This is a genomic window from Falsiruegeria litorea R37, assembly GCF_900172225.1.
GTDB lineage: Bacteria > Pseudomonadota > Alphaproteobacteria > Rhodobacterales > Rhodobacteraceae > Falsiruegeria > Falsiruegeria litorea.
In genome coordinates this window covers 2,227,833-2,250,664 of sequence record NZ_FWFO01000001.1, presented here as the reverse complement: position 1 = coordinate 2,250,664, position 22,832 = coordinate 2,227,833, and the positions used below count along the sequence as shown (strand labels likewise).

23 protein-coding genes and 1 tRNA gene are annotated in these 22,832 nt (G+C 59.0%); 17 read left to right on the top strand and 7 right to left on the bottom strand.

From position 1 onward, the window contains the following. Positions 1 to 179 precede the first annotated feature (179 nt). From TRL7639_RS10980 to TRL7639_RS10970, 3 genes are all read right to left on the bottom strand, one after another. A complete protein-coding gene (locus tag TRL7639_RS10980) occupies positions 180 to 575 on the bottom strand; it encodes a hypothetical protein (protein ID WP_085795711.1) in 396 nt (131 codons plus the stop codon). A 245-nt stretch (positions 576 to 820) separates the two neighbouring features. Beyond that, positions 821 to 2,638, bottom strand: coding sequence for a translational GTPase TypA (gene typA, locus TRL7639_RS10975; RefSeq protein ID WP_085795710.1), 1,818 nt, complete (start codon positions 2,636 to 2,638; stop codon positions 821 to 823). Positions 2,639 to 2,717: 79 nt separating this feature from the next. Then, a complete protein-coding gene (locus TRL7639_RS10970; RefSeq protein ID WP_085795709.1) occupies positions 2,718 to 3,053 on the bottom strand; it encodes a DMT family transporter in 336 nt (111 codons plus the stop codon). 473 nt (positions 3,054 to 3,526) lie between these two features. Between TRL7639_RS10970 and TRL7639_RS10965 the strand changes: the two genes are divergently transcribed. Next, positions 3,527 to 4,789: an agmatinase family protein gene (locus tag TRL7639_RS10965; RefSeq protein WP_085795708.1), complete on the top strand. Its 1,263-nt coding sequence runs from the start codon at positions 3,527 to 3,529 to the stop codon at positions 4,787 to 4,789. A 16-nt stretch (positions 4,790 to 4,805) separates the two neighbouring features. After that, a complete protein-coding gene (locus TRL7639_RS10960; protein ID WP_165759795.1) occupies positions 4,806 to 5,312 on the top strand; it encodes a DUF3299 domain-containing protein in 507 nt (168 codons plus the stop codon). A 10-nt stretch (positions 5,313 to 5,322) separates the two neighbouring features. Here TRL7639_RS10960 and TRL7639_RS10955 read toward each other — a convergent pair whose 3' ends face one another. From TRL7639_RS10955 to TRL7639_RS10945, 3 genes are read right to left on the bottom strand one after another with little or no spacing between them, the layout of a single operon-like run. Beyond that, entirely contained in the window at positions 5,323 to 6,486 is a 1,164-nt protein-coding gene (locus TRL7639_RS10955; protein ID WP_085795706.1) for an HD domain-containing protein, read from the bottom strand. Further along, positions 6,483 to 6,728, bottom strand: a complete 246-nt coding sequence (locus TRL7639_RS10950) for a hypothetical protein (protein WP_085795705.1) — start codon at positions 6,726 to 6,728, stop codon at positions 6,483 to 6,485. Before TRL7639_RS10950 ends, TRL7639_RS10955 begins: the two co-directional genes overlap by 4 nt. Then, on the bottom strand, positions 6,728 to 7,381 hold the full coding sequence (locus TRL7639_RS10945) for an alpha/beta hydrolase (protein ID WP_085795704.1): 654 nt from the start codon (positions 7,379 to 7,381) through the stop codon (positions 6,728 to 6,730). The genes TRL7639_RS10950 and TRL7639_RS10945 overlap by 1 nt, the downstream gene beginning before the upstream one ends. Positions 7,382 to 7,563: 182 nt before the next feature. Between TRL7639_RS10945 and iscR the strand changes: the two genes are divergently transcribed. The 11 genes from iscR to TRL7639_RS10890 all read left to right on the top strand — a co-directional run bounded on the left by iscR (position 7,564) and on the right by TRL7639_RS10890 (position 16,907). Then, positions 7,564 to 8,025: a Fe-S cluster assembly transcriptional regulator IscR gene (gene iscR, locus TRL7639_RS10940; protein ID WP_085795703.1), complete on the top strand. Its 462-nt coding sequence runs from the start codon at positions 7,564 to 7,566 to the stop codon at positions 8,023 to 8,025. A gap of 37 nt (positions 8,026 to 8,062) precedes the next feature. Continuing rightward, positions 8,063 to 9,106 carry a cysteine desulfurase family protein gene (locus tag TRL7639_RS10935; protein ID WP_085795702.1) on the top strand — a complete coding sequence of 348 codons (1,044 nt, stop codon included), beginning with the start codon at positions 8,063 to 8,065 and terminating at the stop codon, positions 9,104 to 9,106. Positions 9,107 to 9,124: 18 nt separating this feature from the next. Next, a complete protein-coding gene (gene sufB, locus TRL7639_RS10930) occupies positions 9,125 to 10,648 on the top strand; it encodes a Fe-S cluster assembly protein SufB (protein ID WP_085795701.1) in 1,524 nt (507 codons plus the stop codon). Next, positions 10,645 to 11,439 (top strand): FkbM family methyltransferase, encoded by a 795-nt coding sequence (locus TRL7639_RS10925; protein ID WP_235820303.1) that lies wholly within the window; start codon positions 10,645 to 10,647, stop codon positions 11,437 to 11,439. The genes sufB and TRL7639_RS10925 overlap by 4 nt, the downstream gene beginning before the upstream one ends. A 141-nt stretch (positions 11,440 to 11,580) precedes the next feature. Next, positions 11,581 to 12,402, top strand: coding sequence for a polysaccharide pyruvyl transferase family protein (locus TRL7639_RS10920; RefSeq protein WP_085796380.1), 822 nt, complete (start codon positions 11,581 to 11,583; stop codon positions 12,400 to 12,402). A gap of 14 nt (positions 12,403 to 12,416) precedes the next feature. Next, positions 12,417 to 13,172, top strand: coding sequence for a Fe-S cluster assembly ATPase SufC (sufC, locus tag TRL7639_RS10915; RefSeq protein ID WP_085795699.1), 756 nt, complete (start codon positions 12,417 to 12,419; stop codon positions 13,170 to 13,172). Beyond that, complete coding sequence (locus TRL7639_RS10910) at positions 13,172 to 14,452, top strand: SufB/SufD family protein (RefSeq protein WP_085795698.1); 1,281 nt, start codon at positions 13,172 to 13,174, stop codon at positions 14,450 to 14,452. The genes sufC and TRL7639_RS10910 overlap by 1 nt, the downstream gene beginning before the upstream one ends. Further along, on the top strand, positions 14,452 to 14,949 hold the full coding sequence (locus TRL7639_RS10905) for a YIP1 family protein (RefSeq protein ID WP_085795697.1): 498 nt from the start codon (positions 14,452 to 14,454) through the stop codon (positions 14,947 to 14,949). Before TRL7639_RS10910 ends, TRL7639_RS10905 begins: the two co-directional genes overlap by 1 nt. Beyond that, positions 14,946 to 15,512 (top strand): Yip1 family protein, encoded by a 567-nt coding sequence (locus tag TRL7639_RS10900; RefSeq protein WP_085795696.1) that lies wholly within the window; start codon positions 14,946 to 14,948, stop codon positions 15,510 to 15,512. The genes TRL7639_RS10905 and TRL7639_RS10900 overlap by 4 nt, the downstream gene beginning before the upstream one ends. 15 nt (positions 15,513 to 15,527) lie before the next feature. Next, positions 15,528 to 16,748 carry a cysteine desulfurase gene (locus TRL7639_RS10895; RefSeq protein WP_085795695.1) on the top strand — a complete coding sequence of 407 codons (1,221 nt, stop codon included), beginning with the start codon at positions 15,528 to 15,530 and terminating at the stop codon, positions 16,746 to 16,748. Between the two features lie 82 nt (positions 16,749 to 16,830). Beyond that, a tRNA-Arg gene (locus TRL7639_RS10890) sits at positions 16,831 to 16,907 on the top strand. Between the two features lie 17 nt (positions 16,908 to 16,924). Here the strand turns inward: TRL7639_RS10890 and TRL7639_RS10885 are convergent. Next, positions 16,925 to 17,797: a LysR family transcriptional regulator gene (locus tag TRL7639_RS10885; RefSeq protein ID WP_085795694.1), complete on the bottom strand. Its 873-nt coding sequence runs from the start codon at positions 17,795 to 17,797 to the stop codon at positions 16,925 to 16,927. A gap of 103 nt (positions 17,798 to 17,900) precedes the next feature. On the opposite strand from TRL7639_RS10885, the gene TRL7639_RS10880 reads away from it, so the two are divergent. The 4 genes from TRL7639_RS10880 (at position 17,901) to TRL7639_RS10865 (ending at position 22,828) form a co-directional block, all read left to right on the top strand. Continuing rightward, complete coding sequence (locus tag TRL7639_RS10880; RefSeq protein ID WP_085796379.1) at positions 17,901 to 19,343, top strand: aldehyde dehydrogenase family protein; 1,443 nt, start codon at positions 17,901 to 17,903, stop codon at positions 19,341 to 19,343. 193 nt (positions 19,344 to 19,536) lie between these two features. Further along, positions 19,537 to 20,520 (top strand): membrane dipeptidase, encoded by a 984-nt coding sequence (locus tag TRL7639_RS10875; protein WP_085795693.1) that lies wholly within the window; start codon positions 19,537 to 19,539, stop codon positions 20,518 to 20,520. A 5-nt stretch (positions 20,521 to 20,525) separates the two neighbouring features. Next, complete coding sequence (locus tag TRL7639_RS10870) at positions 20,526 to 22,211, top strand: hypothetical protein (RefSeq protein ID WP_085795692.1); 1,686 nt, start codon at positions 20,526 to 20,528, stop codon at positions 22,209 to 22,211. Continuing rightward, a complete protein-coding gene (locus TRL7639_RS10865) occupies positions 22,208 to 22,828 on the top strand; it encodes a DUF3726 domain-containing protein (protein ID WP_085795691.1) in 621 nt (206 codons plus the stop codon). The genes TRL7639_RS10870 and TRL7639_RS10865 overlap by 4 nt, the downstream gene beginning before the upstream one ends. Positions 22,829 to 22,832: the final 4 nt, after the last annotated feature.

Here is a 22,832-nt window from a genome sequence, read left to right as displayed (position 1 = left end):
GTATTCCTTTGATGTCATCCGCCAAACGTACAGCACTTTGCAAATGTCAGGAAATCCCTCATTCGAGACAACGCCTTGAAAAGTCGGGTTTCGAACGCGTTGTGAGAGAAGTTTTGCAAAGGGATGCTTGATGTGTGCGGCGCAGGTGATCCACTGCGCCGCACGAGACAGAGCGGGGCTTACTCGTCACCTCCCGGTGCACCATCACCATTTGCGCCCGCTCCACCGGGACCTCCTTCGCCACCGCGGCCTTCGCCGCCACGACCTTCGCCACCTGCATCCGCAACTTCAGCGCCGCCACCGCGCGGGCCGCCATCTCGTCCACCGCCGCCACGCGCTTCACCGCGATCACGGCCACCGCGCGGCGCAATGCCTTGTTCAGCCAGTTGGTCGCCAATGTTCTGGCGATCCTCCTCGCTGAGGCTGGCAATATCGATTTCGGTGATCGAGACCGTCTCGCCCGAGGTCGGATCGACAACGGTGGGCGGCTCAGACGCAAAGCTGCTCAATGATGTTGCCAATAGAACCGCCGCAGCCAGCGACAGGGTCAGTTGGTTGAAGGTCAGGGAACTCATGATCTTGCCTCGTGTACTGTTGGATATCGTGCGTCCCGTTGTGGGCTGCATGAGCTCAGCTAGAGGCATGGGCGCCCACCAAGATATTGGAGAAAAGGCAGGTTTTGGGGCGCATAAACCAAAGTCGTATGCGGGGTTTATGCATCGGCGATTGGCTCAACGTATTGTTATGAAAGGAGCTTTGTCTCAAAAAGAAAAAAGGCGCCCACGAGAGGCGCCCTTTTCGATTTCTAGTGTGGTTCGGCTCAATTGGCCTTGGACATCCGCTTACGCTCGTGCGGGTCCAGGTAACGCTTGCGCAGGCGCACTGTGTTTGGCGTCACTTCGACCAGCTCGTCGTCGTTGATGTAGGCAATCGCCTCTTCCAACGACAGGGTCATCGGTGTGGTCAGGCGTACGGCATCATCCGTGCCCGAGGCGCGCACGTTGGTCAGCTTCTTACCTTTGAGCGGGTTCACTTCCAGATCGTTGTCGCGGCTATGCTCGCCGATGATCATGCCGGTGTAGACGTCGGCCTGCGCGCCAATCATCATCTTGCCGCGCTCTTCGAGGTTCCACAGGGCATAGGCGACCGAGGTGCCGTTCTCCATCGAGATCAGAACACCAGCACGACGGCCCGGGATCGCACCCTTGTACGGCGCCCAGCCGTGGAACACGCGGTTCAGAACGCCGGTGCCGCGGGTGTCGGTCAGAAACTCACCGTGATAGCCGATCAGGCCACGCGACGGCACATGTGCGATGATGCGGGTCTTTCCAGCACCTGCGGGGCGCATTTCGACCAATTCGCCCTTGCGCGAGCCGGTCAGCTTTTCGATCACTGCGCCCGAGTATTCGTCATCGACGTCGATGGTGGCCTCTTCGACCGGCTCCATCTTGACGCCATCGTCTTCGCGCATGATCACCTGCGGGCGCGAGATCGACAGTTCGAACCCTTCGCGGCGCATGTTTTCGATCAGAACGCCCATCTGGAGTTCGCCACGGCCCGAAACCTCGAACGCTTCACCGCCGGGGGTGTCGGCGATCTTGATGGCGACGTTGGATTCGGCCTCTTTCATCAGACGGTCACGGATGACGCGGGACTGCACCTTTTTGCCGTCACGGCCCGCCAGCGGGCTGTCGTTGATGCCAAAAGTGACGGTGATGGTCGGCGGGTCGATGGGCTGTGCGTCCAGCGGCTCGTCCACGGCGAGCGCACAGATGGTGTCGGCTACGGTGGCCTTGGCCATGCCTGCGATGGACACGATGTCACCGGCCTGCGCCTCTTCGATGTCCTGCTGGGCCAGACCACGGAAGGCCTGGATCTTGGTGACGCGGAACTGCTCGATCTTTTGGCCAATGCGGGTCAGGGCCTGAACGGTGGCGCCGACCTTGAGCGTGCCGGATTCAACGCGGCCGGTCAGGATGCGGCCCACAAAGGGGTCGGACCCCAGTGTGGTGGCCAGCATGCGGAAATCTTCGTCCTGACGTTTGATCTGCTTGGGCTCGGGCACATGGTTGACGATCAGGTTGAACAGCGCGTGCAGGTCCTTGCGCGGTCCGTCCAGTTCGGCATCGGCCCAGCCGTTTCTACCGCTCGCATACATATGCGGGAAGTCCAGCTGATCTTCGTCGGCGTCCAGCGACGCAAACAGGTCAAAACACTCGTCCAGCGCGCGGTCAGGCTCGGCATCCGGTTTGTCGACCTTGTTCAGCACCACGATCGGGCGCAGACCCAGCGCCAGCGCCTTGGAAGTTACAAACTTGGTCTGCGGCATCGGGCCTTCGGCGGCGTCCACCAGCAGCACAACACCGTCCACCATCGACAGGATCCGCTCGACCTCGCCACCGAAATCGGCGTGGCCGGGGGTGTCAACGATGTTGATCCGGGTGCCTTTCCATTCGACGGACGTGGGCTTGGCAAAAATGGTGATGCCGCGCTCGCGCTCCAGGTCGTTGCTGTCCATGGCACGCTCGGCCACGGCCTGATTTTCCCGGAATGCGCCGGATTGTTTGAGAAGCTCGTCAACCAGGGTCGTCTTGCCGTGGTCGACGTGAGCAATGATTGCGATGTTACGCATGTCCATGAGAAATAGGCCTTTGAACGGAGAGTTGTCGCGCGCATACAGTGCTGCGGCGCAATATACCAGCGAAAAGACGAAGCGCCTAATGCGTGGTCGAGTTGGAGTACAGGTGGATGATCAAGATGCCCGAAATGATCAGCCCCATGCCAAGAACTGCCGGTAGATCTAGGCGCTGCCCAAAGACCAGAAAGCCGATTGCGGCAATGGTCACGATGCCCAGTCCCGACCACATGGCATAGACGATCCCAACCGGCATGTAACGCAGCGTGATGGACATGAAATAAAAGGCCAATCCATAGCCGATCACCACGATCACCGAAGGCCAGAACCGGGTAAACTGATGGCTGGCCTGCAGGGCGGTTGTTCCGATGGTCTCGGCCACGACGGCAACGAGCAATAAAAGGTAGGCCTTTGGCATGGAGCACGTCCGAGGATGTCTTGGGGCAGAGAGAGGGCAGGCGCGATGCCGCTTAAGCCGGTGTTAATCACGAATCCCATTTGTTGGGCAACTGATTTTGCACTGCGTGAATTTTGTGCGATTTCAACAACAAACGCGCGGAATCGCGTGGGTCCGGGATACCTGACTTTGAAAATGATAGGTGTAACGCCTATGTTTGACCTTGTTACATGTTTGTTTTGAAAGGTTCACGTTATGACACCATTTGCAAAGAAGATTATTCTTGCCTCGTCTCTGCTGGCTGCCGTCGGTTGGGTTGTGAGCGCTGCGTCGGCTTGATGCCGAGGCTTTTGATCCATTGGATGTGCTGATTGTAAGCGCTTCCATCATAGAATGTCGAAAACAGGGGCTGTTTTGGCCCCTGTTTTTCTTTGAGAAATTGGCAGCTTGGCCCACACTGAAGGGAATTGATCACTTTCGGAAGGGAGACCGAAATGAGACTGCCTATTCTGGCACTGATTTTCGCAATTGGTTCTGCAACGCAAGGTGCTGCACAAGTTTTTGGAAGCGAGTATGACGGGAAGCAGGCACCGATCCGTGATGGTGAACAGCCCGTCATTCCACTGGCAACCGAAGATCCGACATATAACGTTTGGCGAACACCCTTGCCGAGTTTTGAGGGCGAACGTGAGGGCCGGGAGCCTGGCATCATTCAGACCCAACGCTTTTTGAACATGGGTTGGGGGTTGTTGCCGACATTTCTGAACCAGCCACTGGCGTTCACGCCTGCCGATCTGGCAGCCGCCGAAGTGGACGTCGCCATCATGGGCGCCTTTACTGACATGGGCAGCGGCGCGCGCGGCGCATCGCGGGGGCCCAATGCTGTTCGAAACTCTGCGCGATACATCCCTTACGGTGTCCGCGCGCCTCATATGGACGTCATGGTGGACCCGCTTGAGGAAATGGTCGTGGTCGATTATGGCAACGCACCCAATGACCTGATGAGTACCGAGCGTACCGTTCAGGCAGTTCGCTCATTCGTGCGGCAGGCAATCGAAGTCAAGCACGAAGACGGTAGACATGTTATTCCTGTAATCGTTGGTGGTGACCACTCACTGATGTATCCGGACGTGGCCGCGATGGCCGATGTCTACGGCAAGGGAAATGTCGGCGTTATTCACTTCGATGCCCACTATGACGCGACCAAATACATGATGGGGCACCTCATTTCCCACGGCATGCCGATCTATCGCCTGGTCGAGGAAGGTCATGTAGAGGGCAAGAACTTTATTCAGGTCGCGCTGCGCGGCTACTATCCTGACGAAAATTCTTTCAATTGGATGCGTGAAAACGGTCTGCGCTATCACACGATGGCCGAGATTGATGCCCGTGGTTGGGATCCGGTGATGGAAGACGTGATTGCCGAAGCGCAGGACGGCCCGGAATACATGTTCATTTCGTTCGATATGGACACGTTTGATCCAGCCTTTGTACCGGGCACCGGCACACCGGAGCCCGGTGGATTGCTGCCACGCGAAGTATTTCCGATTATCCGGCGTTTGTGCGCTGAATCGAATGTGGTGGGTTTTGAGGTGGTGGAATTGTCCCCAGAGCTGGACCCGACCTACGTTTCGGCGCTGAACGCCAACCGTGTCATTCGGGAATGCCTGACAGGTCTTGCCATGCGCAAGAAGGGCATCACCGAACCTGACTACAAGAGCCCGCTGACGGTCAGCCATGGTCAGAACGACAATTAGGGCGCTGTCAACAGCCGTGCTGGTCCTGTTTGTCCAGCACGGCGCGCCACACGCCGAGCCATTGCAATCGTCATGGAAGGACCTGCGCAAGGAAAGACCTGCCGAATGTCAGGCTTTTCTGGAACAATATCTGACCCATCCCGATTGTGCCCAACAAACCATGATGGCAACATTGGCTGCAAATCGGATTTCCCAGTGCACTTTGGGTGACAGTTCGTTGGACGGCAAGACCATCACCATTGCGGGCTATGCACATCCGTTCGAATTGGCGTTCAATGGTGTAAAAGAGTTCCTTTTGATCCCGCGCGCGCCACAGGATTGTCGGCACCCGCCGCCACCCTTGCCGGATCAGATCATTTCGGTGGAGTTCCCGGAGGGGCTGGATATTAACCTTGATCCGGTCTGGGTTACTGGTGTTTTACGCGTGCGAACGGGCGAGACCCATCTTGCTCCGGTCAGCTACTTTCTTGAGGCAATCAGCGTTGCTCCCGCTCTAATTCCCGATGTGCCAGAAAGCGGGTGAGGCCCCCTGATCAGGCCGTCTGCATCTTGTCGAAATGCGCGACGAGTTGCGGGCGGAGCCAATCCCACAAGCCGGGTGCGCCGCGCTTGACCGGCACACCAACACGCTGGTCGATCTGCTCCAGCGTGACCTTGTATTCGACCCAGCTGCCGCCGCCGTTCTCCAGATTGGCGATCGGGGTCTGCACCCGGTCCACCGACTTGGCGAACATTGCATCCGGGGATCGAGCAGCTTCAAATTCGTGCCACAGAGAGTGCAAGTCTTGGTATTGCTCCTGCGGCAACAAGCCAAACAACCGCTCGGCTGCGGCCTCTTCCTTGGCGGCCATGGCGGCGTGATCGACCTGACCATGAATGGGCGCATCACCGGCGTCAATCTCGACTATATCGTGGATCAACAGCATCCGAAGAACACGGTCGATCTGCACGTCCTGACCTGCCTGATCCGACAGCACCATCGCGTAAAGCATGATATGCCACGAATGTTCCGCCGAGTTTTCGAAACGGGAATCGTCAATCAGCCGCGAGGCCCGATAGATCGACTTGAGTTGATCTGCTTCGGCCAAAAAGGTCAGCCATTGCGGGACAGGACCTGTTATAGTTTCATCAGCTTCCCCCAACAAGCCCTTGGCATGCCAATATATTTCGGGGCAGGCCTGTTGCAGATAAGCGGCCCGACCCGAGGCCAGGTTGTCGCGAACGATTTGCAGGTGGTCCGGCAAAGGTGCTGGCGCATAGAGCACCTGAAACAGCGGCTGTGACCGGTCCAGCATCTTGGCGAATTGTGCATCCGGCGTTTCGTCGACCTCGAACTCAGTCCAGAGCGCCAGGTATTCGGCGGCCTGATCCTCTGGCAACAGCCCAAAGATCCGGCGCGCGGCCAGTTGTTCGCGCTCGGCCACATCGTCCCAATCAACCGCTTCGTGAATTGGGTGATCGCCCACGTCAATTTCTACAAGATCATGCAGCAGCAGCATCCGGATTACACGATCCAGCGACACATCACGATCAGCCATCGGCGCAAAGATCAGCGCGTAAAGTGCCAGATGCCAGCTGTGTTCGGCTGAATTTTCGGGGCGAGACAGATCCAACAGCACATTTGACCGATCCACCTGCTTCAGCCGATCGGCCTCTTTCAAAAAGGCGATCTGGGCTGAGATACGGGTGTTGGTCATTGGGCTTGCTTTGCCTCTTTAGCGGCCTTGAATTCAGTCGCCTTCTTGATCAGGAACCTGCGCGCCACGCGCTCGGCCAGACGCACGCGGACTTCGGTCAGATAGGCCTCTTCCAAAGACTGCGATGCCGCGGCCAGCACATTGCCGACCTCGACATACAGGCGGTCTTCACCGGTCTGGTCCATGACCTTCATCGTATCCTCGGCCAGTTTGGCGGCCAGGTTTTCGATGGTGTTCGACATCAGCGGGTGTTCTCGGTCAGGCGACGTTTCACATAGTCGGTGGTCGTCGTCATCAGGGTGTCCATATGCGGATCCTGGAAGAAGTGATCAGCGCCTTCGACCTCTTCGTGGGTGATCGTGATGCCTTTCTGCTCGTGCAGCTTGTTGACCAGCGACACGGTGTCCGCGGGCGGGGCTACACGATCGGCCGAGCCGTTGATGATCAGGCCCGAGCTGGGGCAGGGCGCCAGGAACGAGAAGTCGTACATGTTGGCCGGCGGCGAGACGCTGATGAAGCCGGTGATTTCCGGGCGACGCATCAACAGTTGCATGCCAATCCAGGCGCCAAACGAGAAACCCGCAACCCAGCAATGCTTGGAGTTGTTGTTCATCGACTGCAGGTAATCCAGCGCCGATGCCGCATCGCTCAGCTCACCCACGCCCTGATCGTATTCGCCCTGGCTTCGACCCACACCGCGGAAATTGAACCGCAACACGGTAAAGCCCATGTTGTAGAACGCATAGTGGAGGTTATAGACCACTTTGTTGTTCATGGTCCCGCCGAATTGGGGGTGCGGATGCAGCACGATGGCGATCGGTGCGTCTTTTTCCTTTTGCGGGTGGTAGCGGCCTTCCAGGCGGCCTTCGGGTCCGGGAAAAATCACCTCGGGCATATGTGCGTTCATCCTGTCTGTTATTATTTCGTGCCGTTCGGAATGTTGACGAATTCCCTAAGGCACTTTAGAACGGTTCTAACTACGGCGCGACGTCAATTGACACCGTCATTGCGGAATACGCATTGATGGTGAAAAGGTCAATGATTGCGCTCAAATGTCACAGGGCTGGAAGGCGAACGATGAAACTATCGACAAAGGGACGTTATGCGATGGTGGCGCTGGCCGACATTGCGCTGCAACCTGCTGATACGCTTGTGACCTTAGGCGAGATTTCCGAACGTCAGGATATCTCGTTGCCCTATCTGGAACAGCTGTTCGTCAAGTTGCGCCGGGCCGAGCTGGTAACTTCGGTGCGTGGTCCTGGGGGTGGGTACCGTCTTGCGCGGTCAGCATCCGAGATTCGTGTGGTCGAGATACTGGGCGCCGTGGATGAAACCGTCGACGCCATGCACAAGGGGGCAGGTGCCTCGGGTGGCTCGTCGGGCAGCCGCGCACAATCGCTGACCAACCGCCTGTGGGAAGGGCTGAGCGCCCATGTCTACGTGTTCCTGCATCAAACTCGGTTGTCGGACGTGATCAAGAACGACCTTGCGCCGTGCCCGGCCGTTCCGAGCCTCTTTGCCGTCGTGGACGCGGAATGACGGTCAGCGGCTTAACCATGTCAAAAAAGATGCATCCATGACGCGTGTTTATCTGGATCACAACGCGACCACCCCGCTGCGGGCCGAGGCACGCGAGGCGATGATCGCCGCAATGGATGTCTGCGGGAACCCGTCGTCTGTCCATGCCGAGGGTCGCGCGGCCAAGGCTTTGGTTGAAAACGCGCGCGCGCAAGTGGCCACCGCCTTCGGCGCGGATGGGGCGGATATCGTGTTTACCTCTGGGTCTACAGAAGGGGCTGCGCTGACCCTGTCGGGGCGCGGGTTGCATGGATCTGGACTCGAACACGACGCGGTAAGAGCTTGGATTGAAGAAGATTTACCGGTTTCGAATGCAGGGAAGGTCACGGTGACTGATCCAGCGTCGACCACTCTTCAACTCGCCAATTCCGAGACCGGGATCGTGCAGGATCTGCCGCAAGGCCTGGCCGTGACGGATGCGACGCAGGCCTTTGGAAAACTGCCGATTGCGTTCAACTGGATGGGCGCGCAAATGGCCATGATCTCGGCCCATAAGCTTGGTGGCCCCAAGGGAATCGGGGCGGTTGTGATGCCGCGCGGCACGGACCTGCAGGCGCAGATCAAGGGCGGCGGGCAAGAGATGGGCCGCCGATCCGGCACCGAAAACGTGCTTGGAATGGTCGGTTTTGGCGCCGCAGCCCAGGCAGCCGCCCGCGATTTGGCGGATGGCGTATGGGAACGGGTTGCGGAACTTAGAAATATTCTAGAAAAGGCTCTTGAGGCTGGGACAAGCAAGACTATTTTTGTCGGGAAAGGCGCGAGCCGCCTGCCCAACACTCTTTGTTTCGCCACACCCGGCTGGAAAGGCGAGACGCAGGTGATGCAGATGGACCTGGCCGGATTTGCCATAAGCGCGGGCTCTGCCTGCTCGAGCGGCAAGGTCAAGGCCAGCACCGTGCTGACCGCGATGGGATATGACGAGGCCACGGCAAGCAGCGCGATCCGCGTTTCGCTGGGGCCCGAGACGAATGAAGAAGATGTGCTGCGCTTTGCTGATGCGTGGCTGCTAAAGGAAAAGAAGCATCACGCGCGTGCTGCGTGATCTGACGGAGGGTTTGTCATGGCCGCATTGGACCAGACACAGGTAAAAGAAGGCGTTGATCAGGAAACCGTGGATGCGGTTCGCGAGGTCGGCGGCGCTTATAAATATGGTTGGGAAACCGATATCGAAATGGAATATGCCCCCAAAGGGCTGACCACCGATATTGTCCGTCTGATCTCGGAGAAGAACGAAGAGCCCGAATGGATGCTGAACTGGCGGCTTGAGGCGTATGACCGCTGGCTGACCAAGAAAGAACCCGACTGGGCCATGGTCGACTATCCGGAAATCGACTTTCAGGATCAGTACTATTATGCCCGTCCCAAGTCGATGGAGGTCAAGCCCAAGTCACTGGACGAGGTCGACCCCAAGCTGCTGGCGACATACGAAAAGCTGGGTATCCCGCTGAAAGAACAGATGATTTTGGCCGGTGTCGAAGGCGCCGAGAACATGCCCGCCGAGGGCCGCAAAGTTGCGGTTGATGCGGTGTTCGACTCGGTGTCGGTTGGCACAACGTTTCAGGAAGAGCTGAAAAAGGCCGGTGTCATTTTCTGTTCGATCTCTGAGGCGATCAAGGAACACCCCGAACTGGTCAAGAAATACCTCGGCTCGGTCGTGCCGGTTTCGGACAACTTCTATGCGACGTTGAATTCGGCCGTCTTCTCGGATGGTTCGTTCGTCTACGTGCCGCCGGGCGTGCGCTGCCCAATGGAGCTGTCGACCTATTTCCGCATCAACGCGGAAAACACCGGTCAGTTCGAACGCACCCTGATCATTGCCGATAAAGGCAGCTATGTCAGCTACTTGGAAGGCTGTACTGCTCCGGCACGTGACATCGCTCAGCTGCACGCCGCTGTCGTCGAGATCATCATAGAAGAAGACGCCGAGGTAAAATACTCGACCGTTCAGAACTGGTATCCGGGTGATGAGAACGGCAAGGGCGGCATCTACAACTTCGTGACCAAACGCGCTGATTGCCGCGGCGACCGGTCCAAGGTGATGTGGACGCAGGTTGAAACCGGCTCGGCCGTGACCTGGAAATACCCGTCCTGCATCCTGCGCGGCAACGAAAGCCAGGGCGAGTTCTATTCGATCGCCATCGCCAACAACATGCAGCAGGCCGACACCGGCACCAAGATGATCCACCTGGGCAAGGACACCAAGTCGCGCATCGTGTCCAAAGGCATCAGCGCTGGCAAGGCGCAGAACACCTATCGCGGTCTGGTTTCGATGCACCCCAAGGCCAAGAACGGGCGCAACTACACCCAGTGTGACTCGCTCTTGATCGGTGACAAATGCGGGGCGCATACGGTTCCGTATATCGAGGTCAAGAACAACTCGGCCCGGGTCGAGCATGAGGCGACCACATCCAAGGTGGACGACGATCAGCTGTTCTATTGCCGCTCGCGCGGGATGGACGAGGAAGAGGCGGTCGCCCTGGTGGTGAACGGCTTCTGCAAGGACGTGCTGCAGGCCCTGCCGATGGAATTCGCCATGGAAGCGCAGCAGCTGGTTGCAATCTCGCTGGAAGGTTCGGTTGGATGACACCAGACACAGGAGAAATGCCGATCCGGGCGCAGAAGCGCGAACGCCATTTCGACCTGGAAGAGGCACGGGCAGCGATTGAAAACAGCGAACCTTATGTGTTCTGGGGCACGGATACCATCCCGTGTCAGATCGAAGGCAAGCATGTTGTGTTTGCCACCGACAAGCTGCGCGATCCTATTCAACGCAATCACCGCGCAGGCACGTTTTACGAACAGGAAGAGCTGGAGCAGATACGGTCCATTTTTCCCTGCAATGACGGCGTTTTTGTCGACATAGGTGCCAATGTCGGCAACCACAGCCTGTTTGTGTCGCTATTCTTGAACCCGTCCAAAGTGATCCCGTTCGAACCGAACCCGCTGGCTTATCGGCTGCTTTTGGCAAATGTTGCCTTCAATGGTCTCGCGCCGGTCTTTGACCTGAGCAACATTGGGTATGGGCTGTCTGATGTGTCCGAGGGTGGTTATGCGATGCGCAAACAGGAGAAAAACCTGGGCGCTGCACGCATGATGGCCGGCGAAGGCGACATCGAAGTCGTTGTCGGTGACGAGGTGCTCGCTGATGTCGAACCTGACCTGATCAAGATCGATGTCGAAGGGATGGAAATCAAGGTTCTCAATGGCTTGCGCAAGACAGTTGCGCGCAGCCAACCCGTGTTGATGGTAGAGGTCGACAACGAAAACGAAGAGGCCTTTCTCGCCTGGGTCAAAGAGGTCGACTACGAGGTTCTGGATGTGATGCAGCGCTATCGCACTAACAAGAACTATTTTGTCGGCGCGACCAAGGCATAATCCGAGATCTGTGATGTTGCGGTTATCTGATCTTCAAAACCCGAACAGGGCAACGATACCAGGCTTTGCCATGTGTCGGCGTTGTCGTGGTTGGGCGTTTGGGTTGCAGGGGACAATCTGTTGAACAGCGCTGCATTCCAAATGGCACCGATCAAACTTTTTTGGTGGAAGGGTATCCCGAACTTCGGTGATGTCCTGTCCTCTTTGGTTGTTGCCAACGTCTCTGGGCGCAAGGTGACGCATGCCGGGCCAAAGGGATGTGATTTGGTGGCTGTTGGCTCGTTGTTGCAGGTCATACGGCGTAATTTCTCGCAGGCTGTCGAGCACCGGATGAAGCCGTTTGTTTGGGGGACGGGGCTTTTGCATCCGGTGCCTACAGATTTTTTACCTAACGTAAACGTTGCTCTGGTCCGGGGGCCGGTTACAGCCGCTTTGTTAGGGGTGAAGACCCGCCAGTTTGGCGATCCTGGGTTGTTGACTGCTGATCTGATCGACGAAATTCCCTCTGTCCAGGATCGCGTCGCGTTGGTTCCGCATCACAGCCAAGTTGATGATCCCGAAATCCAAGCGTTGGTTCGTTCAGAGCCTGCCTTGGACCTGGTTGATCCACGCGCTGATGCGCTCGAGGTGTGTCGCCGGATCGCATCGAGCCGACATGTAATTGCCAGCAGCCTGCATGGGCTCATCGTGGCCGACGCATTCGGCGTGCCAAGCACTTGGCTCAGCCCCGGTGAGCAATCACATCTGAAGTACCACGACTACGCGGCGTCTGTTGGGCGACCGCTGATTTCACCGATCGAAGCCCACGAGGTTCCGGGTGTTCTGTCTTCGCTCAAGGATGGAACCGAACTGACCTATGGCGACGGCATAGCGCGCGCCCGGGCCGATCTGATCGAAACCTTTCCGGCACATCTGCGTGCCGCCCCTGACAATACCCGCGCATTCGCTGCGGGCCAGAGATGAGAAGCGAGGCAAAAATGCTCGAAATCAAAAACTTGCACGTCAAACTTGAAGAAGAAGAAAAGCAGATCCTGAAAGGCGTCGACCTAAAAGTCGATGCTGGCAAGGTTCATGCGATCATGGGCCCCAACGGCTCGGGTAAATCGACCCTGTCCTATGTCCTGTCGGGCCGCGACGGGTACGAAGTGACCGAAGGCGCCGCCTCGCTTGACGGCGAAGACCTGCTGGAGCTGGAGCCGGAAGAGCGCGCCGCAGCTGGCCTGTTCCTGGCGTTCCAATACCCGGTTGAAATCCCCGGTGTCGGCAACATGACTTTCCTGCGCACGGCCGTGAACGCACAACGCAAAGCCCGCGGCGAAGAAGAGCTGAGCGCCGCCGACTTCCTGAAAGTCGTACGTGAGCGTGCCAAGTCGCTGAAAATCAACGCCGACATGCTCAAGCGTCCGGTGAATGTGGGCTTCTCGGGTGGTGAGAAAAAGCGCAACGAAATCCTGCAGATGGCGATGCTGGAACCCAAGATGTGCATCCTGGACGAGACCGACTCGGGCCTGGACGTCGATGCCATGAAGCTGGTCGCCGAAGGCGTGAACGCGCTGCGCGATGAAGGCCGCGGGTTCCTGGTGATCACCCACTATCAGCGCCTGCTGGACCACATCAAACCCGATGTCGTTCACATCATGGCAGACGGTCGCATCGTCAAAACCGGTGGTCCCGAGCTGGCGCTGGAAGTTGAAAACAACGGTTACGCCGACATTCTGGCCGAGGTGCAGTAATGGCTTTGCCCGAGATCAAACAAACCGCAACCGAGGCGCGCCTGGCCGCGCTGGAGCTGCCGACGGCGGGCTGCACAAAGCCCGCGCGCGAGGCCGCGATTGCCCGCGTGCGCGACATGGGTTTGCCCGATCGTCGCGACGAATACTGGAAATACACCCGCCCCGACACGCTGGTGCAGGCGGATGCCCCCACAGCGGCGCTGTTCGACAACGACGAACCGTTGATGTTCGACCAGATCGACCGGCTCAAGATCGTCTTTGTAGATGGTATCTTTGACGCCGATGCCTCGGATGATCTGACGCTTGAAGGGGTGCAGATCGAGCGTCTCGAGGATATTTGCTGCACGGACATCCACTGGGCCAAGGACCTTTACGGTGTTTTGGAAACGCGCGGTCACAACCCGGTTCCGCGTCCGCTGGCGGCGCTGAACACGGCCTTTGCCGCGGATGGCGTTGCCATTCACGTCACCGGCAAGCCGTCGAAACCGATCAGCCTGATCTACGTGCACAAGGACGAGGCTTCGGATGCCTTCCTGCACCACATCCTGCGGGTTGAGAGCGGTGCCGAAGCGACCATTTTGGAAAACGGTCCGGCGGCCGCGCGTTTCAACAAATGCATGGAGATCGACATCGCAGATGGCGGAACCCTGCATCACGTGCGCTCTCAGGGGCGCGATCACGAACGTCGTGCTGTGACCCATATGTTCACCCGTCTGGGGGCGAAATCGGTTTACAAGTCTTTCACGCTCACCGTGAACGGCGTGCTGACCCGCAACGAACAGGTGATCGAGATCCTGGGCGACGATGCTGTGGCCCATGTGGCCGGTGCCTGTGTAGGTGATGGTGATTTCCACCACGACGACACGGTGTTCATCACCCATGATGCAGTGAACTGTGAAAGCCGTCAGGTGTTCAAAAAGGTGCTGCGCAACGGTGCGACGGGCGTGTTCCAGGGCAAGATCCTGGTGAAGGAAGGCGCGCAAAAGACTGATGGATATCAGATTTCTCAGTCCTTGCTGCTGGATGATGACAGCCAGTTCCTCGCCAAGCCCGAGCTTGAGATCTATGCCGACGATGTGGCCTGTTCACACGGCTCGACCTCGGGCGCGATTGATGAGACCGCGCTGTTCTATCTGCGTTCGCGAGGGGTGCCAGTGTCGGACGCGACGGACTTGTTGACCTTGGCGTTCCTGGCCGAAGCGGTCGAGGAAATCGAGGCCGAGGATCTGGCGGAGGACATCGTCAACCGTCTTGAATCCTGGCTGTCGCGCCGCCGCTGATGTCGGTGACGTCGGACATCTTGGCCACGTATCGTGGCCCCGGGCGCGTTGTACGGCGCCTGCTGGACATGGGCCAGCGCGAGGACCGCGCGCTGGCCATTCTCATGGCCAGCTGCGTGGTGCTGTTCATCGCGCAACTGCCACGCCTGTCGCGTGAGGCGCATCTTGAGGGCCGCGACCTGAACGAGTTGATGGCCGGCAGCCTGATGGCCCTGATCCTGATTGCACCGCTTTTGATGTATGTCATCGCGGCGGCCTCGCATGTCGTGGCCAAGGTGGTTGGCGGCAAGGGCGATTGGTTCGGCGCGCGTCTGGCTCTGTTCTGGGCGCTGCTGGCGTCCAGCCCGCTGGTTTTGTTGCATGGGCTTGTGGCCGGGTTCATCGGCCCGGGACCGTCGCTGCAACTGGTGGGGGCTGTGTGGTTTGCGGTTTTTGCGTGGTTCTGGATCGCGGGGCTGTTTCAGGCGGAAAGGCCACAAGAAAGGACAGGAGCATGAACGCTCTGAACCTCAAGGATCTGGCGGTGATGTCCGTCACCAACCCCGCCCAGGCGGCGCAGATCCTGTTGGCGCAGGACCTGCGGCGCGATGTGCTGTGGCTGGGACTGGCCTTGGCCGTTGTCCTGAACACGCTGCTGTTTTCGCTGTCGGGCATGCTGCTGCCCGGCCCCAAAGGCATGCCGGTGCTGATCCAGTCACCCATGGTCTACGCTGGTTTTGTAGGCGGCGGCATTTTGGCCACCATCATTGCGATCCACCGTGTGGGTGCCATGCTGGGCGGGCAGGGGTCGTTCGACGACGTCATGCTCCTGATGGTCTGGATGCAGTTTCTGCGCGTCGCGGTACAAGCGGTCGCACTTGTGTTGATGCTGACCATCCCGGTCCTATCCTTTCTTGTGGTGCTTGGCGCATCGCTGATCGGTCTTTTCATCTTTTTGCACTTCATCGACCAGGCACATCGTTTGGGATCGCTGATGAAGGCCGCAGGCGTATTGGTCGGGTCCGTCTTTGCCATTGCGGTTGTGCTTTTCATTCTTCTCTCCCTTCTTGGGGCTGGCTAACTGGGATCGTTTCTCATGTATGACGTCAACAAAATCCGGGCCGATTTCCCGATCCTCTCGCGTGAGGTGAACGGCAAGCCGCTGACCTATCTCGACAACGGTGCTTCAGCCCAGAAACCGCAGGTGGTGATCGACGCGATCACGCAGGCCTATTCGATGGAATACGCCAACGTTCACCGCGGGCTTCACTACCTGTCGAACCTGGCCACCGACAAATATGAGGCGGTGCGCGGGATTATCGCCAAGTTCCTGAATGCAGGCTCCGAGGATGAGATCGTGCTGAATTCGGGCACGACCGAGGGTATCAACATGGTCGCCTATGGCTGGGCCATGCCGCGTCTAAAGGCGGGTGATGAGATCGTTCTCAGCGTTATGGAGCACCACGCCAACATCGTGCCCTGGCATTTCCTGCGCGAACGCCAGGGCGTGGTGCTGAAATGGGTCGATGTGGACAGCACCGGCGCGCTTGACCCGCAGGCGGTGCTCGATGCGATCGGACCCAATACCAAACTGGTCGCCGTCACCCAATGCTCGAACGTTCTGGGCACTATGGTGGACGTCAAGGCGATAACCCAAGGCGCCCACGCCAAGGGTGTTCCGGTGCTGGTTGATGGCAGCCAGGGCGCGGTTCACATGCCGGTCGACGTGCAGGACCTTGGGTGTGACTTCTACGCCATCACGGGCCACAAGCTGTATGGTCCCTCCGGCTCTGGCGCGATCTTTTGCAAGGCCGAACGTATGGCTGAAATGCGTCCCTTTATCGGGGGCGGCGACATGATCCGCGAAGTGTCGAAAGAGGCGGTCACCTATAACGACCCGCCAATGAAGTTCGAGGCCGGAACCCCCGGCATCGTGCAGACCATTGGCCTTGGTGTGGCGCTTGAGTACATGATGGAGCTGGGGATGGAGAACATCGCCGCTCATGAGGCCGGTTTGCGCGACTATGCCATGTCCAAGCTGCAAGGGCTCAATTGGCTGCAGGTGCAGGGCACAACGCCCGACAAGGCCGCGATCTTCAGCTTTACGCTGGACGGGGCAGGGCATCCGCACGACATCTCGACCATCCTGGACAAAAAGGGTGTCGCCGTGCGTGCTGGCCACCACTGTGCCGGTCCGCTGATGGATCACCTGGGCGTCACGGCCACCTGCCGCGCCAGCTTTGGCCTCTACAACACGACGGACGAGGTCGACACGCTGGTCGACGCGCTGGAGCTTGCACATGAGCTTTTTGCGTAACTGCGAGACCTTGGAAAAGCCGGAGAAATTTCGGCTTTTCCGATTGCGGAGGGGCAAGCGATCTTTTATAGCCCGTTCCTAGGCACCCATAGCTCAGCTGGATAGAGCGCTGCCCTCCGAAGGCAGAGGTCTCAGGTTCGAATCCTGATGGGTGCGCCACTTTTCAACATGACTGTTCAGCTCCAATCCCGTGACCGGATGAACTCGGCGCAGTCCTGCGTTATGGACGCATAGGGGGTACGGGTGCGGATGTAGAGGTAGACTTCGCGTTGGTCCGAGAGGTCGGCAATTGGACGAAAGACTGTGTCGGTCGGCAAAAACCGCGAAACCGTTTGCGGCAGGATCGTCACCCATTCGCCAGTCTGAACCATCGCAATCAAAGATAGCGTGTTCTGAATGGTGACGTCTGATTTTTCGACAGCTTCCAGAAACGCAAGAGACTGAATCAGATCGCAAAGCGCGTTTCGGATAAACTTGGGCGTGACGACATCTTCAAGTGTTGGTAACTGCGACGACATTGCAAGTGGATGGTCGGCAGAGGCCACCAGACCAAACTGATCGCAAAAGAGAGGTATCGCTTCGATCCCGTTTAACGAATGGTGGCCCGAGGCGATGCCGATATCGGCGCGCCCGGTCAAAAGCGCATCCAGAATTTGCGCGGTATGTGTATCGCGCAGTTCGATCTTCAGACCGGAAAAGCGATTGGTCATATGATCGGTCACGGCGGGAAACACCACTGCCGCCACGGATGGGACTGATACGATGCGGATTTGACCATGCCGGGATCGAGCAGCGGATTCGATGCCCTGTATGGTTTCATCATATTCACGCACTTGCTTGAGTGCCTGTTCGAAAACCTGCTCTCCCAGTGCCGACAGCTGTGCTTTGCGCTCGCCCTGAAACAGTTTGCGCCCAAGATGCTCTTCGAAGTGCTTGAGCGTCATGGACACCGCTGATTGCGTGCGCCCCAAGCGGTTGGCAGCCTCGGCCAGATTGCCGGTCTGGGCCACGGTGCAAAAGGTGCGAAGGGTTTCCAGTTTGATCGACATGAGTTCAGTGTAATTGAAATTGACTTGAGCTAATTGAATTTGACTGATGTGGTCGCCAAAGTCCATCCTGCCCCAAACCAAATTCTGTTGTCTGGGGCGTATTGTGACCAAACTGAACCTGATTGCCGGCGAATGGCTGGCTGGCGAAATCGAAATCGAAAACCGTAACCCTTCGGATCTGAGCGATCTGGTTGGCATGTTCGCGCAGGCCAGCTCGGATCAACTGGACGCGACGCTGGATCAGGCGCGCATCGCACAAGCCGAATGGGCCGCTTATGGGCTGGAACGCAAGCAGGCCGTGCTGAACGCCATCGGCAACGAAATGATGGCGCGGGCCGAGGAACTCGGCACGCTGCTCAGCCGCGAAGAGGGCAAGCCGCTGGCCGAGGGCAAGGGCGAGGTCTATCGGGCGGGTCAATTCTTTACCTACTACGCCGCCGAATGCCTGCGTCAGATCGGCGAGAACGCGGATTCTGTACGCCCCGATATCGAGGTGGACGTGCGCCGCGAAGCTGTTGGGGTTGTCGCGATCATCTCGCCCTGGAACTTCCCCACCGCGACCGCCTCGTGGAAGATTGCTCCGGCGCTTTGCTATGGCAACGCGGTGGTTTGGAAGCCGGCCAACATCACGCCGGCCTCTGCGGTGGCCCTGACCGAGATCATCGAGCGTCAGGACATTCCCAAGGGCCTGTTCTCGCTGGTCATGGGGTCGGGCCGTTCGATCGGACAGCGTCTGGTCGAAAGCCCCAAGGTCAATGCCATTTCGTTCACCGGTTCGGTTCCGGTGGGCAAGGGCATTGCAGCCGCGGCAATCCAGAACCTGACCAAAGTGCAGATGGAGATGGGGTCGAAGAACGCTTTGGCTGTGATGGACGATGCGGATCTGGATCTGGCTGTGTCGTTGGCCTTGGGTGGCGCATTCGGCGGCACGGGTCAGAAATGTACCGCGTCCTCGCGTCTGGTGGTGCATGCGGGCATCCATGATGCCTTTGTCGAGAAGCTGGTTGCTGGTGCGCAGGCGATGAAAGTGGGACATGCTCTGGAAGCGGGCGTACAGATGGGTCCCGTGGTCAGCGCGCAGCAGTTGCAGGAAAACCTGGACTATGTCGCCCTGGGGCAGTCCGAGGGGGCCGAGCTGGCCTGCGGTGGTGCACGCCTCGAAATGCCGACCGAGGGCTTTTATATGTCGCCGGGTGTGTTCCTGAACACCACCAACGACATGCGCGTCAACCGCGAAGAGATGTTTGCCCCGCTGACCTCCGTAATCAAAGTCGGCAGCTATGACGAGGCGTTGAGCGTCGTCAATGACACCAACTTTGGCCTGACCTCGGGCATCGTGACCAAGTCGCTGGCCCGCGCGACGCACTTCCGCCGCAATGCGCGCACCGGTGTCGTGACGGTTAACCTGCCAACCGCAGGGACCGACTATCACGTGCCGTTCGGGGGTCGTGGCGACAGCTCCTATGGCCCACGCGAGCAGGGCAAGGCAGCGGCTGAATTCTACACAACCGTCAAAACCGCCTACATCAGTGCCGGTCCTGTTTGATGCCTACTCCCCCTCGTCAAACGCGGGCGTGCCACTTCGGCACGCCAGGCCCGACCTCCCCCCCAGGAGGGCCTTTTGCGACGGATCGGCAAATGGAACGGGCTCAAGTATGGCGAGGGAGTTCTTCTTTTCACTGTAACGCAGCCCACCCGAGGTCGGGCCTGGCGCGCCTTGCATCAAATGGAGTCACCCCATGTCCGGCTACCTGATCGACGGCCTGCAATATGTGAACTGGTCGGAAAAGGTGTTCCGCCAACTGCGTGAGGGCGGCGTGGATGCGATCCACGTCACCATCTCGTATCATGAGAACTTTCGCGAAACGGTTCTGAATTTCGAGAAATGGAACCGCTGGTTTGAGCAGTACCCCGACCTGATCATGAAAGGCCAATGGGCCAGCGACATCGACGTCGCGCGGAAAACCGGGCGCACGGCGGTGTTCTTTGGCTTTCAGAACCCCAGCCCGATCGAGGATGACATCGGTTTGGTGGAAATCCTGCACACACTCGGCGCGCGCTTCATGCAGCTGACCTACAACAACCAGTCGCTGCTGGCGACGGGGTGTTACGAGGCCGAGGACCCCGGCATCACCCGTATGGGCAAGCAGGTCATCAAGGAAATGAACCGGGTGGGTCTGGTCGTCGACATGAGCCATTCGGCGGACCGCTCGACCATTGAAGCGGCCGAAATCTCGGAACGCCCCATCGCCATCACCCATGCCAACCCGCACGAATGGCAGCCGGCACTGCGCAACAAGCGTGAGAGCGTTATTCGAGCGGTGACTGAAAATGGTGGGATGCTCGGGTTTTCGGTCTACCCTCATCACCTGAAGGACAAGTCCGACTGCACGCTGGAAAGTTTCTGCGAGATGATCGCGCGGACGGCCGAGAAATACGGCGCGCAGCATTTGGGCATCGGCACCGACCTGTGTCAGGATCAGCCTGACAGCATCGTCGAATGGATGCGCGTTGGCCGCTGGACCAAGGAAATCGACTATGGCGAGGGCTCGGCCAGCAATCCGGGTTTCCCACCGATGCCCAGCTGGTTCGAAGACAACCGCCACTTTGGCAACATCCGGCAAGGGCTGCGCGCGACCGGCCTGAACGGGACGGAGATTGACGGGATCATGGGCGGGAACTGGTATCGGTTCTTTGCTGAGAATTTCACGCCACAAGGATAACGCTGATGGACGCAACTGCGCAAACAACCATCCCCCGGCGGGACCCAGCGACAGTGATGCGCCTGTCGCGGCTGGGGTCGCTGCATCAATGCCGCCTGAGCTTCATGCGGCAGCTGACCCGCCGCATGGCGCAGGAAAACTGGAGCTTTTCGCGTCCGGTGTTTCGGATTGATGAAAACGGGGTGGGCTGCGCGGTCTATTCGGCCAAGGGGCCAGAGCGGACCTATTCGCTGGTGGCTTTTGCCCATGACCTGCCGCCCGAGATGCGCTCGGACCGGGTGATTGCCGAGGCTTGGGATGCCACTTTTGCGCTGTTTGACGGCGTGCCGACCGAAGCGGACATTGACCGGCTGTCCCAGAACGTGCCGTTGCAAGAGGCGGGACGGGTCAGCGAGAACGAGTTGTCGCTGTCGCGGGCCAACCGCTCGGTGCGCTTGTGGGCGCATGTGGTGGACCGTCTGGCGGCAGGCCAGCAGCCGGATTTCGAACAGATCGACAAGGTCGGCTATCTGATGCGCACCACGGCCGTTTATGGCTCGGGCAAGTTTGGCGCGGCCGACCGGGAAAAGATCGCGGACCGGGCAGAGGTGCAAGCCCCGTTTCAAGCCGAGATGTTGTCGGTGTTTCTGACTCGCACCTTTGTGCGCGATCTAGTGCAACATATGGCTCATGCCAAGGGCGGCGACACGGCCGTGACGCTGGACCCGACCATTGCGCGGCGCTTGGGGATCGGAAATTCGACGGGTCTGGGCATGGCGCCGTTCATCGTCAACCACCCCATCCTGTTCAACAACTGGATCATGGTGCGCGAAGAGGCCATCGCGCGTGTGCGGTCGGTGAGCGAGGCCAGTGAAAGCGAGGCGCAGGTGTTTCGCAGAATGCTGCGCCGAAGCGAGGTTTCGGTTGACCGCTGGCGGTCCGAACATCCGATCCAGATCGAAAAGCTGGCGGTACTGAAAAGCGATCTGGCGAAACTCACTGCTCACGTCGCCGCCGATGATCTGATCACTGATCATCCTTGGAACCGGTTGATGGACTGGGCCGCGGGCAAACTCAGCGAAGAGGGACAAGAACTCGTCGCCTCGCTGATCCTGGAACCTTACCCGGATCTTGTGGACGGTCTGACCTCCTGCATGGCTGACAGCAATGGCGCGGCCTTTGTCATCGACGGGTCGATGGATGTGGCAGATGTGCGGGGGCTGCTCGAAGACAGCTTTGGCTGGGCGCTCGATCTGGATTGGGACGCGCCCCAGAATTGCGCGCGCGCCTGGTATGTGTCCGAAGAGAAGCTGGAGCCGCGCATGGGCGAGCGGTTTGACGAACCCATTGCGGAGTATGAACAGCCGCTTGCACCTGCACGGGATGCGGCACTGGCACACCGGGCGTTGGTTGGGCAACAAGGCACGGTCGCCGAATTCTTGCTGACCCATCCCGAACACCGGCATACTGTCCGGCGGGCACAAATGAGCCGCGTCGCGCCTTATGGCGAGATCCGCGACAACACGATCAGCGCGCAGGTGCTGCCCATCGACATGTTGCGCGCGAAACTGTCGTTCTTTGGGGCGACGCATTTCGACCCGCGCTCGGACCGTTGGGTGCGGATCTGCATGTACGCAGGCGCACCCTATCCAGAAGATCTGTCGGAACAGACCGCCGACCTTTGGGTCTATCCACAGGAGGGGGCGCAATGAGCTATTCCCTGAACGAGGTCGAAGTCACCGCCAAACGCGCCACACGCGGCGCGGGCTTTACATGGGGCCTGGCCGAGGACACCGCCAAGGCGATACGTTGGCTGTGCGCTCATGACCTGGACGGGGTCGGATTTCTGGCCGGGCTTCTGGAACAATCTGACCGCGATGTGCACGCGCCGGTATCGCTGGACGGTGACTGGGTGGGCAAGGGGGCCTTGTGCCCGTTGCGCACGGGTTGCCTGCTCTCGGACAGCGCCCACCTTCTGAGCAGACAGCCCATCGTCATTCAGCACGTCGCCGTTCCCGCGCTTGTGTTGCCCTTTGCCGCCTTGGCGGCGCGGCAGTTGAACGAGCCGGTTGTGCTGGACTGTGACGGCATGACCGTCTGTACCGATGGCCAGATCCTGTCGTCGACCGCGGATTGGCCGACAATGGCCCAGACGGTGATGATCACGACAGGGGGCGACCTGCCTGTGTCCTCTCTTCGGCGAACCCGTGCGTCGCCACGCTCCGCCGATTGGGACGCCCTGAACCGGTTTGCCCACAAAACCTATGCCCCCGCCACCGAAGAATCCCGTCTGCTGGGCGCCGGTGCCGGGCTTTCTGACAACGACTGACAAA